We start from the raw sequence: 10,114 nt of genomic DNA on the forward strand, positions 1-10,114 counted from the left end.
TACAAAGTCGCGGTCTGAAAAGAGGATGAAATGAACGAACCGATGATCCAGTTGCTGGTCCTGGCCGGAATTGCCGTTTTCCTGATCCTGCGCCTGAAAAGCGTGCTGGGTACACGTGAGGGTTTTGAGAAACCCCCTGTTCAACAGCAACCCGAGGCGGACAAGTCGCGTCGCGGCTTCGAGGTGATCGAAGGCGGGCCGGATCATGACATCACAGACCATGTCGCCGAAGACAGCGAACAGGCGAAAACGCTGGCCGCGATGAAGCGGGTCGAGCCCGAATTCTCTGTTGGCGAATTCGTGCAAGGTGCCCGCGGAGCCTATGAGATGATCGTCATGGGGTTCGAAAAGGGCAATCTGGATGAAATCCAGCCCTTCCTGTCCGAAGAGGTGTTTGACACATTTGTTTCAGTCGTGGCGGCCCGTGAAGATCAGGGTCTGACCATCGAGGCCGAGTTTGTCGGCGTGCGCGAAACCGCGCTGGCGGATGCGACCTTCGACAAAGACACAAACCAGGCGGAAATCACCATGCGGTTTGTGGGTGAGCTGACCTCGGTAGTACGCGATCGTGGCGGTGATATCATCGAAGGCAACCCAAACACTATAAAACGCCAAAAGGACAGCTGGACCTTTGCCCGTGTCATGGGCGCTGATGATCCAAACTGGCTGCTTGTTGCCACGGACGCATGATTGGCGCGCTCCGGTCGCTATTTCTGGTGGCAGTTATGACCACTGCCGCCAGCGCTGAACCGACGCGATCAATTCTTTCTTTTGACGAACTGGATGGATGGGCTGCCGACGATCACGGGGCGGCCCTTTCGGTATTTCTGAACACTTGCGGTGATTTGAACGATCCGGATTGGCAGGCATTGTGCCGCGTCGCCCAAACCTACGACGCAGATGCGGCGCGCTCGTTTTTTGAACTGTTCTTTCGTCCGGTTCTGGTCGAGGACGGAGAAGAGGCCCTGTTCACCGGCTATTTCGAACCTGAACTGGACGGGTCCAAAACCCGGACTGACCGGTTCAAATATCCGATTTACAAAATGCCGCCAGAGGCGCGGGCCGAAGGGCTTTGGCTCAGCCGCCGTGAAATCCTGACGGGGGACGCGATGCAGGGCCGCGGCCTTGAGATCGCCTGGGTGGATGACCCTGTTGAGTTGTTCTTTCTGCAAATTCAGGGCTCGGGGCGTGTGCGCCTTCCAGACGGCAGTGCCTTGCGCGTCGGCTATGGCGGCGCGAACGGTCACCCCTATCGTTCCATCGGGACTGAGCTGATTCGTCAGGGGGCGCTGGGTGCGCATGAGGTTAGTGCTCAGATGATCCGCGCATGGGTCCGTAAAAATCCCGAAGCTGGGGCCGAGTTGCTGTTTCACAACCCTTCTTACGTGTTCTTCCGCGAGGTTTCGCGCGTTGCGCCCGAGCTTGGGCCGTTGGGTGCCATGAACCGGTCGGTCACCACGATGCGCAGTATCGCAGCTGATCCGGCTCATACGCCGCTGGGTGCCCCTGTTTGGGTGGAAAAGGACGGCAAGACCCCGTTGCGAAGGCTGATGATTGCTCAGGACACCGGTGCAGCCATCAAAGGGGCGCAGCGCGCGGATATCTTCTTTGGCACAGGGGACGAGGCGGGAAAGGCCGCCGGGCGCCTCAGGGATCCGGGGCGGATGGTGTTGCTGCTGCCGATCCAGCGGGCCTATGCACTGTTACCGGATGAATTCTGATGTCCCGACGCAAATTGACGGCAGACGAGGTCGAGCTGTGGCGCAAGGTCGCCAAACAGGCTGAGCGGCTGCATCCCGAAATTCCACAATCGGTCCACCCGGTCACGCTGCCCAAACCCAAGCCGAACAAACCCCCAAAACCCCGGTTTGAAGCATTCGAGGTCGGACAAAACGCGCCCGGTAAACCCGTGCGAAATGCGTTAAAGCCCTCGATCAGTGAAAATTTGCGTACCAGCCCGGTGCAAATGGACACCAAGGCATTTGGCCGTATGAAACGCGGCAAGATCAAGCCTGAAGGGAAACTGGACCTGCATGGCATGCGCATGGACACCGCGTATCCGGCGCTGACCCGGTTTATTCTGACGGCCCAGGCGTCAGGTAAGCGCCTTGTTCTGATTGTTACCGGAAAGGGCAAGGACAGGGATGAACCCGGCCCAATCCCAACTCCACGCGGCGTATTGCGCAATCAGGTGCCCCAATGGTTGGCCTTGCCGCCGCTTGCACAGGCGGTTCTGCAGGTGACCCCGGCCCATATCAGCCACGGTGGCGACGGGGCCTATTACGTCTATCTGCGCCGGACGCGTTAAAGCGAGCGCATAGCGCGCGTAATTCCGATTTTAGCCGACAGGCATACAAGAATGAAAACACCGCCGATCCACAGGAACTGTGTGCTCAGCGGTAAACCGGCGTCGATCAATATCCCGGTAAGGCCGGGGCCGATTGCTGATCCTAAAACCATAACGGCTGTGGCCATCGCCTTGATCGCCCCGATGTGCCTGGTGCCGTAGAATTCAGCCCAAAAAGCGCTTGGTAGCGTGTTGTTTGCCCCAACCGTCAGGCCCAGAAAAATCATTGCGATCAAGGCCCCGCCGATCGAGCTTGTCATTCCTGCGATCGCAAAACCAATTGCGATCGGGATCTGGTAAAAAGGCATCAGCCTCGCGGTGCCCCATTTGTCCAGCGCCCAGCCGGCCGCAAACATCCCAATCAATGATACGCCGGTGAAAACCGGAAACAGGGCGACCAGTTCGATATGTTCCCAACCCTTGACCTGGGCAAGATGCACCTGATGGAAGAAAAACGCAGTAATAAAGGCCGATGGGGCCAGTATTGCTGGGGCCATGAACCAGAACAGCGGATGAAACAGCGCGTCTTTCCGGGTCCAATGGCGGCCCTGCATTCCTGTCGCCGAATACGCATCCGCCAGACTCTGCGGCGTGCGCTCCTGACGCAAAAGCCGTGTCAGAACGGGTATCCCCATCAGGACGATTGCTGCGGACAACACCCAAAGCCACCGCCAGTCCAGAAACGCCATCGCGGCCACAAATGCCAGCGGCAGCAGTGCTTCACCAATCGCGTAGCCGACCGATGCAATCGACAGGGCTTTGCCACGTGTAACGATGAACCATCGCGCCATGGCGACCTGTGCCAGATGGATGCTCATCCCCTGCCCGAACAGGCGCAACAAAAATACCACCAGCGGCAACAGAACAAGCCAGCTGTTCACAGCCATCGCAAGCGCTGCTATGGCCAGACCGACCAGAACGGCAGGCCCTAATACACGGACGCGGAAAACATCTGTCAGCCCGCCAGCCCAGATCATAACGATGGCCGAAACGGTGGTGCCCAAAGAGTAAAGACCGCCCCACGCGCCGTGCCCAAGACCAAATTCCGCGCGAATGTTTCCGGCGAAGATCGAGATGAAGAAGGTCTGCCCAAAGCTGGACAGAAAGGTCAGCAAAACCCCCGCGCCCAACCAGGTCGCGTTGTCCCGAAAATATTGACGCAGGCTGAACCGCGTCACGGGGTAGTGACCTGAGCCTGCCCTGTTTCTGTCAGAACGATTTCCGTGGCGCCGTCTGGATTACGCTCGCTGGGCGGCACCAGTATATCGATGCCGGGCCTGTCTTCGCGTCCGAACGTGTTATTGACGCGTCGCAATGAACTGAGAATTGACAAGAGTGCCGGAGAAGTGGCGGCAACGAAATGCGACGACTCGGCGTCTTTGTTGAACGCGGTTGTATCAATCACGTTTATCGGGAACTCTTCGAGTGTTTCCAGCGAACTGATCCTGCCCAATCTCTCACCCTCATCCGTTCCGCGAAGGCGAGCGGAGATATTCAAAATTTTGTCTTTTTGCGAAACCATAACCAGGAAAGGATCTGGTGGGTTCTTAATACGCTTCATCTGCGACCGAAACACGTCGACATCCAGATCAGGCGAAATCAAGATGACTCCTTCGATGTTCCTGTTGGCCCAACCCGGTTCTTGTAGTTCAGCTTGTCGCATCATCTCCATTGACAGGGCGCCACCCATTGAATGCGCGACCAGAATAATGCGTTTGACACCCATTGATTTCAGGTCACGGATTGTTTGCTCCAACCCGTCGCGGGCAAACAACATGCTGTCCAGGTCATAGGCATATCCATACCCGGTCGCGCGGCTAGGCCAGGAGTAAACCAGCGTGGAGCCGGGAAGACCAATGTCATGGGTCAGCTGGGCCGCGCGGAAAATCGTCTCGGTTTGGGTCGAATTGTAGCCGTGTACAAAAATCGTAACATCGTCTTCGCCGCGCAAATGTTCGCGTAAACCCTTTGGCCCGCCCAGTTCGGTCACATTTGTAAGAACAAATTCTTTTTTTGGGTTCGGATTCGCATATGAGAATTTCAATGTTCCCGGTGTGTGTGATGGCGGGATCGACACTGTTGTTTCCAAAAACTTCAGCGCTTCCCCACGCTTGAATCCATAAGTTCCGTCTGCTTCACGCGCTCGCGTCGTGGCTGCGAATATCTTTTCAGGCGTTCCGACAGTTACGGCCGATGGAACAATCGCGGTTACTGTCCGATCGACACAGGCACTTAGCGGCAGGGACGTAATCAGAATTATTAAATAGCGCAGCACTGGTCAGCCCTCTGGGTGAATTGCGACTACGCTATCTCATTCTGGCCCGGCGTCCAGCGGCACAATGCTGGCTAAGCGGCAAAAACCGGCTGGCGATGTTACAAAACGTAACGGCTGAGGTCAGTGGATTTGGTCAATTCGCCCAGATTGTCATCCACGAATTGGGCATCAACCGTGATCGAGATTCCGGCCTGATCGGGCGCGGTAAATGACAACTCTTCGAACACGCGCTCCATCACCGTGTACAAACGACGCGCACCGATATTTTCGACGCTTTGGTTCACATCGGCTGCGATACGCGCAAGGGCCGCGATCCCGTCATCGGTAAAGCTGACCGTGACCTCTTCGGTGCCCATCAAAGCGGTGTATTGACGGGTCAGGGCGTTGTCGGTTTCGGTCAGGATGCGCACGAAGTCTTCTTCGGTCAGCGCGCGCAATTCCACGCGGATCGGCAGACGGCCCTGCAGTTCCGGCAACAGGTCCGAAGGTTTGGCGATGTGGAAGGCACCCGACGCGATGAACAGGATATGGTCGGTTTTGACCGGGCCGTGCTTGGTGGATACCGTCGTGCCTTCGATCAAAGGCAGCAGGTCGCGCTGTACCCCTTCGCGACTGACATCGCCGCCCCGCGCGTCAGTGCGGGCACAAACCTTGTCGATCTCATCCAGGAACACGATGCCGTTCTGTTCAACGGATTCCAGCGCGATGCGGTTAACGATCTCATCATCCAGCAGCTTGTCGGCCTCTTCCCCGATCAGTGCTTCATAGCTTTCCGAGACGGTCATTTTGCGTTTCACGGTACGCCCGCCAAAGGCCTTGCCGAATATATCGCCCAGATTCATCATCCCCATCTGGCTACCGGGCTGGCCGGGAATGTCGAACATAGGCATCGGGTTCGACGAGTCGGACAGCTCCAGTTCGATCTCCGTATCATCCAGCTCGCCCGCTTTCAGCTTTTTGCGGAACATCTCGCGCGTGCCTTCGCGGGCGTCAGTACCGGCGATGGCCTCGATCACGCGGTCTTCGGCGGCTTGATGCGCCTTGGCTTTGACATCCTCGCGCATATATTCGCGGGTTTGCAGGATGGCGGCGTCCGCCAGATCGCGCACGATCTGTTCCACGTCACGACCGACATAACCCACTTCGGTAAACTTGGTGGCTTCGACCTTGATAAAGGGCGCGCGGGCCAGTTTCGCCAGGCGACGGCTGATCTCGGTCTTGCCGACACCGGTGGGGCCGATCATCAGGATGTTTTTCGGATAGACCTCGTCCCGGATGTCGTCGGCCAACTGCTTGCGCCGCCAGCGGTTGCGCAACGCAACGGCCACTGCGCGTTTGGCATCCTTCTGCCCGATGATGAAACGGTCCAGTTCCGAGACGATCTCGCGCGGGGTCAGGTCGGTCATGTGAGTTCTATCCAATTGTTTCGCACCGGAACCTAATCATAAGCCACAAAAACACAAGCTGATCACGAAAAACTCACGCCAACACACGGTCTGCACACGGAAAATCGTGGTGATGTGAATCGCCAGACAGAAAATAGCTGCGCATAGTCTGCGTCGACGGGCAAGTTCGCCTGCACTTTGAAATGGAGACCCACATCATGATGACTCGTCGTTCGCTCTTTTTGAATGCCGCTGCAACGGGCGCCGCTCTGACACTGGCCAGCGCCAATGTCGCTGCCGCCGGCGGTGCCAAGAAAAAGGGCACATTCGAGGGCCGCTCGAAACATACCACCACCGGTTCGGTCAAAGTGGTCAAAGACGGTGAGCGCTATATTGTTGAGCTGGGTGATGACTTTTCGCTGGATAACGGTCCGGACCCGCGCGTGGCCTTCGGCAAGGATGGCACCTATGACCCGAACTCGAAACTGGGCGCGCTGCTGAACCTGAAAGGCAAGCAGTCTTATGCGGTACCGCCGACCATGGATATCTCGGACTATAACGAAGTTTACATCTGGTGTGACGTTGCCGGCGTTCCGCTGGGCGTTGCAGCGCTTTCGTAACCCAACGACGAATTGCGCCCGGAGGCCGGTAAATTACCGGCCTCTGACAAGGCGTTAGGTGCCATTGCGCCTGTCTGTTACACTCACCTCAAGGAACCAGTTCCAAGGTGTGTATCATGACGAAGATTGCCAAGATTACGTTGTTGTTCGTGGTATTTGTAGATCTGATCGGACAAGGGCTGGTCTTTCCCATCATCAACTCTTTGATCATGGAAACAAAATCCGGGTTCCTGCCGGAAAGCACATCTATGGGCCAGCGCCATTTCTACTATGGGCTGGTGATCGGGTGTTTCTTTCTGTCGTGGTTTTTGGGTGTGGTCTATGTCTCGAAAGTGTCGGACTCCATCGGGCGTAAGAATGCTTTGTTGGTGTGTTTAGGTGGGGCGCTGGCCGGTTATGCCATCACCATCACGGCACTTTACCTTAACAGTTTGCTTCTGCTGATCGTTGGTCGGTCGATCACCGGCTTTACGGCGGGTAATCAGCCCATTGCACAAGCGGCGATGATTGACGGCAGCACCGATGCCGCCGACCGCGACCGAAACATGGGGTATATCATCACCGGCGTCAGCTTTGGTCTGGTCGGCGGCCCGATTATCGGAGCTGTTCTGTCCGATGCAGCGATACTGGGCAGCTATGCCACGCTCAAGATGCCGTTCTACGGCGCGTTTGTTCTGGTGATGATCGCCATCTTCCTGGTGAGCTTTTTCTTCAAGGACACCCGCACCGAGCGCGCGGCATTTGTCTTTCGCCCGCGCGATATCACCGACAGTCTGATCGCGGTACGTGAACACCCGTTGGTTCTGAAAATCCTGCCTGTCTATGCGCTGTTCATGATTGCCAATGTCACGTTCTACGTATTCGTCGATAATTTCCTGACCAGTGCATGGGGCTACGGCGTCATCGGTGGCAGCATGGCTATGGTGGTCATCGGTTTTGCCTTGGCGTTTTCCAGCACATTCCTCGTGAAACCAGCGCAAGAGAGGTTCAGCAAGCATTCCATCATCCATACCTCATTGGTGGTGATGGTGATCTGCGGCTTTGGCTTCGCCTTCAGCCCCAGCGGCGTACTGAGCTATGTTCCGGTCTTCTTCTTCTATTTCTTCTTTGGCGTCGCCTACCCGACCCTGCTGGGTCTGTTTTCGTCCAGCGTTGGCGAAGCGGATCAAGGTTGGGCCATGGGCGTTACGACGGCGGTCTTCTGTCTTGCCGGCGGTGTCATGTCCCTGGTCGGCGGCGGATTGATGAGCATCGACATCCGCCTGCCCTATTACATCGTCATAGCAACCGCCCTGCTTGGGCTGGTCGGCATGTACCGGCGCTGGAAGGGGAAAGAAATCTCGGCGCTGTTGGCCTAGATCGTCTCAACCGTCAGATTGCCATTGGTATAGACGCAGATGTCTGCGGCAATCGCCATGGCTTCGCGCGCGACCTCTTCGGCGGGTTTATCGCCGCCCATCATTGCCCGCGCAGCGGCCAGGGCAAAGTTTCCACCTGATCCAATGGCGGCCACGTTGTGTTCGGGTTCCAGCACATCCCCCGCCCCGGTGATAACCAACAGGTCTTTGCCGTCGGTGACGATCAGCATTGCCTCAAGTTTTTGCAGGTACTTGTCGGTGCGCCAGTCCTTGGCCAGTTCAACGGACGCACGAGCGAGTTGGCCGGGTGTCGCTTCCAGTTTCGCCTCAAGCCGTTCAAGCAGCGTAAATGCATCAGCGGTCGAACCGGCAAACCCGGCGACAACTTCGAACCCACCCGGCGACAAGCGGCGCACTTTGCGCGCAGTGCCTTTGATCACGGTCTGGCCCAGGCTGACCTGTCCGTCCCCGGCAATAACGACTTGCCCGCCTTTTTTGACACCAATGATCGTGGTCCCGTGCCATCCGGGAAAATCGCTGTCCGCCATGAAAGCCTCCGTGTTCTCAGTCGCTATATATGGGCCGGGCGCGGGATCGGCGCAACCCGTTGCACAACTGCCCAAAAGATATGCACAAAACGCAAACCGGGGTTACCAGACCAGCAATTGTGAGTCCCCGCGCTTGGGACTACATGAGGCTCACAACCGACAACAGGTCGGCTGTTTCAGATAAAAGGACTGGGAACATGGCAACAACTGCAAACATCCATGCCCCACTCGGAGCAGCTACCATCCTGCACGTAGTGGATGCATTCATCAATGTCTTCGAATCCGCTGTTGAGTGGAACGAAAGCCGCAAGACACGCAAGATCCTGTCGGGTCTGACCAACGCACAGCTGGAAGACATCGGTCTGGTGCGTGCGGACATCGCAAAAATCTGATCCCGCAATCAGAACCAGAATTTGAAGCAGCCGCCCGGGTATCCGAGCGGCTTTTTCTTTGTCAGCTTTGCACGTATTTACCAGCCTGATCCGGCAGGTACGCCTCAATCGCGGCTGTGGCGACGACGTGGCGCGTGCCCGCGGCGTCATCCACGACATCCAACCCACCCTTGACGGCCCGCACTTCGGCGCGGCCCCTTGGCAGATCGGCGGCGACCTTGTCACAGTCAACCTCATCAGGTTGTTGAACGGCGATGGTCACCTGAACCCGCATCTCCTTGTGATCGATTCCAAGCTTGGAAAACAGCGTGATCGACGAATGATGCAGCGCGTCCTGCAAGGCGCGACAGGCGGCTTTGGTGTAATCCTGACCGTACAGATCGTTGCCGGTGCCCATTTCCAGAATGATGCGTTTTTTGGTCATTGGGCGGGCTCCATATCGAATGAAACGATGACGGCGGCGTTGGCGATCACAGTGCGGCCATCGGTGTGGGGTTTATCAACATCCAATCCGCCCTTGGTCACAGTGATGTTGGGCTGGCCATAGGGAAAGATCGCCTTCAGCGCCTCGGTGTCGACCTTGTCGGGCTGCTGCACACCCACCTCGGCGTCGATGATCATCGCCTCTTTCGGAAAGTCGAACAGCTCAGCCATGTTCACTGAGTTATGCCACAGCGCATCCTTGATCGCCCGCAGGGCGGCCTCGGTATAATCCTTGCGCCGCAGGGATGTGCCCATCCCGAATTCCACCAGAACCCGTGTTTTCGCCATTTGATTTCCCTGTATTGATGGCCCAATTGAGCCAATCACAAAAAAGGGCGCCCAAATTCGGACGCCCTTGATCAATACCGATCACATCGGATCAGATGGATTCGTCGATCCAGCTTTGCAGTGCGGCTTTGGGGGCCGCACCGGCGCGGTTCGACACAACCTGACCGTCCTTGAAGATGAACAGAGCAGGAATGCCACGCACACCCATGGCGGCAGCGGCGTTCGGGTTGCTGTCCACGTCTACCTTGGCAATTTTGATTTTGCCGCCGTATTCGTTGGCCAGTTCTTCCAGAGCGGGGCCGATCTGTTTACAGGGGCCGCACCATTCGGCCCAGAAATCCACCACAACGGGGACATCAGAGTTTTTGACTTCGGCGTCAAAGGTATCGTCGGTAACGGCAACGGTCGACATATTCTG

13 protein-coding genes are annotated in these 10,114 nt (G+C 57.0%); 6 read left to right on the forward strand and 7 right to left on the reverse strand.

All coding sequences use genetic code 11. The features are described from left to right. The first annotated feature begins 30 nt into the window (after positions 1–30). From QMP16_RS18940 to QMP16_RS18950, 3 genes are read left to right on the forward strand one after another with little or no spacing between them, the layout of a single operon-like run. Positions 31–690 (forward strand): Tim44/TimA family putative adaptor protein, encoded by a 660-nt coding sequence (locus QMP16_RS18940; protein ID WP_282119801.1) that lies wholly within the window; start codon positions 31–33, stop codon positions 688–690. Beyond that, positions 687–1,721, forward strand: coding sequence for a murein transglycosylase A (mltA, locus tag QMP16_RS18945; protein ID WP_282153649.1), 1,035 nt, complete (start codon positions 687–689; stop codon positions 1,719–1,721). Before QMP16_RS18940 ends, mltA begins: the two co-directional genes overlap by 4 nt. Then, positions 1,721–2,308 (forward strand): Smr/MutS family protein, encoded by a 588-nt coding sequence (locus QMP16_RS18950; RefSeq protein ID WP_282153650.1) that lies wholly within the window; start codon positions 1,721–1,723, stop codon positions 2,306–2,308. Before mltA ends, QMP16_RS18950 begins: the two co-directional genes overlap by 1 nt. Here QMP16_RS18950 and QMP16_RS18955 read toward each other — a convergent pair. The 3 genes from QMP16_RS18955 to hslU all read right to left on the reverse strand — a co-directional run bounded on the left by QMP16_RS18955 (position 2,305) and on the right by hslU (position 6,028). Further along, positions 2,305–3,525: an MFS transporter gene (locus QMP16_RS18955; protein WP_282153651.1), complete on the reverse strand. Its 1,221-nt coding sequence runs from the start codon at positions 3,523–3,525 to the stop codon at positions 2,305–2,307. The two genes, QMP16_RS18950 and QMP16_RS18955, sit on opposite strands and share 4 nt — an antisense overlap. After that, on the reverse strand, positions 3,522–4,622 hold the full coding sequence (locus tag QMP16_RS18960) for an alpha/beta hydrolase (protein WP_282153652.1): 1,101 nt from the start codon (positions 4,620–4,622) through the stop codon (positions 3,522–3,524). Before QMP16_RS18960 ends, QMP16_RS18955 begins: the two co-directional genes overlap by 4 nt. A 98-nt stretch (positions 4,623–4,720) precedes the next feature. Further along, positions 4,721–6,028 carry an ATP-dependent protease ATPase subunit HslU gene (hslU, locus tag QMP16_RS18965; protein WP_108860507.1) on the reverse strand — a complete coding sequence of 436 codons (1,308 nt, stop codon included), beginning with the start codon at positions 6,026–6,028 and terminating at the stop codon, positions 4,721–4,723. Positions 6,029–6,225: 197 nt separating this feature from the next. On the opposite strand from hslU, the gene QMP16_RS18970 reads away from it, so the two are divergent. Further along, positions 6,226–6,627: a DM13 domain-containing protein gene (locus QMP16_RS18970; RefSeq protein ID WP_282153653.1), complete on the forward strand. Its 402-nt coding sequence runs from the start codon at positions 6,226–6,228 to the stop codon at positions 6,625–6,627. Between the two features lie 116 nt (positions 6,628–6,743). Continuing rightward, positions 6,744–7,985 (forward strand): MFS transporter, encoded by a 1,242-nt coding sequence (locus QMP16_RS18975; protein WP_282153654.1) that lies wholly within the window; start codon positions 6,744–6,746, stop codon positions 7,983–7,985. Here the strand turns inward: QMP16_RS18975 and hslV are convergent. Beyond that, positions 7,982–8,533 (reverse strand): ATP-dependent protease subunit HslV, encoded by a 552-nt coding sequence (gene hslV, locus QMP16_RS18980; protein WP_282153655.1) that lies wholly within the window; start codon positions 8,531–8,533, stop codon positions 7,982–7,984. The two genes, QMP16_RS18975 and hslV, sit on opposite strands and share 4 nt — an antisense overlap. 197 nt (positions 8,534–8,730) lie before the next feature. On the opposite strand from hslV, the gene QMP16_RS18985 reads away from it, so the two are divergent. Continuing rightward, positions 8,731–8,925: a DUF1127 domain-containing protein gene (locus tag QMP16_RS18985; RefSeq protein WP_109313874.1), complete on the forward strand. Its 195-nt coding sequence runs from the start codon at positions 8,731–8,733 to the stop codon at positions 8,923–8,925. A 61-nt stretch (positions 8,926–8,986) separates the two neighbouring features. On the opposite strand, the gene QMP16_RS18990 is transcribed toward QMP16_RS18985, so the two are convergent. The 3 genes from QMP16_RS18990 to trxA form a co-directional block, all read right to left on the reverse strand. Then, positions 8,987–9,349 carry a Lin0512 family protein gene (locus QMP16_RS18990; RefSeq protein WP_282153656.1) on the reverse strand — a complete coding sequence of 121 codons (363 nt, stop codon included), beginning with the start codon at positions 9,347–9,349 and terminating at the stop codon, positions 8,987–8,989. Beyond that, positions 9,346–9,696, reverse strand: coding sequence for a Lin0512 family protein (locus QMP16_RS18995; protein WP_282153657.1), 351 nt, complete (start codon positions 9,694–9,696; stop codon positions 9,346–9,348). The genes QMP16_RS18990 and QMP16_RS18995 overlap by 4 nt, the downstream gene beginning before the upstream one ends. 91 nt (positions 9,697–9,787) lie before the next feature. Beyond that, the gene (trxA, locus tag QMP16_RS19000) at positions 9,788–10,108 is read right to left on the reverse strand and encodes a thioredoxin (protein WP_058275159.1); all 321 of its coding nucleotides are present in this window, start codon (positions 10,106–10,108) and stop codon (positions 9,788–9,790) included. Positions 10,109–10,114: the final 6 nt, after the last annotated feature.

This window comes from Ruegeria atlantica (assembly GCF_947495585.1).
In the GTDB taxonomy this organism is placed as follows: domain Bacteria; phylum Pseudomonadota; class Alphaproteobacteria; order Rhodobacterales; family Rhodobacteraceae; genus Ruegeria; species Ruegeria atlantica_G.

Coding starts and splice junctions, on each gene's coding strand:
- hslU (WP_108860507.1), bottom strand. CDS start 6,028: ATGACCGACCTGACCCCGCGCGAGATCGTCTCGGAACTGGACCGTTTC.
- hslV (WP_282153655.1), bottom strand. CDS start 8,533: ATGGCGGACAGCGATTTTCCCGGATGGCACGGGACCACGATCATTGGT.
- QMP16_RS18940 (WP_282119801.1), top strand. CDS start 31: ATGAACGAACCGATGATCCAGTTGCTGGTCCTGGCCGGAATTGCCGTT.
- QMP16_RS18990 (WP_282153656.1), bottom strand. CDS start 9,349: ATGACCAAAAAACGCATCATTCTGGAAATGGGCACCGGCAACGATCTG.
- trxA (WP_058275159.1), bottom strand. CDS start 10,108: ATGTCGACCGTTGCCGTTACCGACGATACCTTTGACGCCGAAGTCAAA.
- QMP16_RS18975 (WP_282153654.1), top strand. CDS start 6,744: ATGACGAAGATTGCCAAGATTACGTTGTTGTTCGTGGTATTTGTAGAT.
- mltA (WP_282153649.1), top strand. CDS start 687: ATGATTGGCGCGCTCCGGTCGCTATTTCTGGTGGCAGTTATGACCACT.
- QMP16_RS18995 (WP_282153657.1), bottom strand. CDS start 9,696: ATGGCGAAAACACGGGTTCTGGTGGAATTCGGGATGGGCACATCCCTG.
- QMP16_RS18950 (WP_282153650.1), top strand. CDS start 1,721: ATGTCCCGACGCAAATTGACGGCAGACGAGGTCGAGCTGTGGCGCAAG.
- QMP16_RS18985 (WP_109313874.1), top strand. CDS start 8,731: ATGGCAACAACTGCAAACATCCATGCCCCACTCGGAGCAGCTACCATC.
- QMP16_RS18970 (WP_282153653.1), top strand. CDS start 6,226: ATGATGACTCGTCGTTCGCTCTTTTTGAATGCCGCTGCAACGGGCGCC.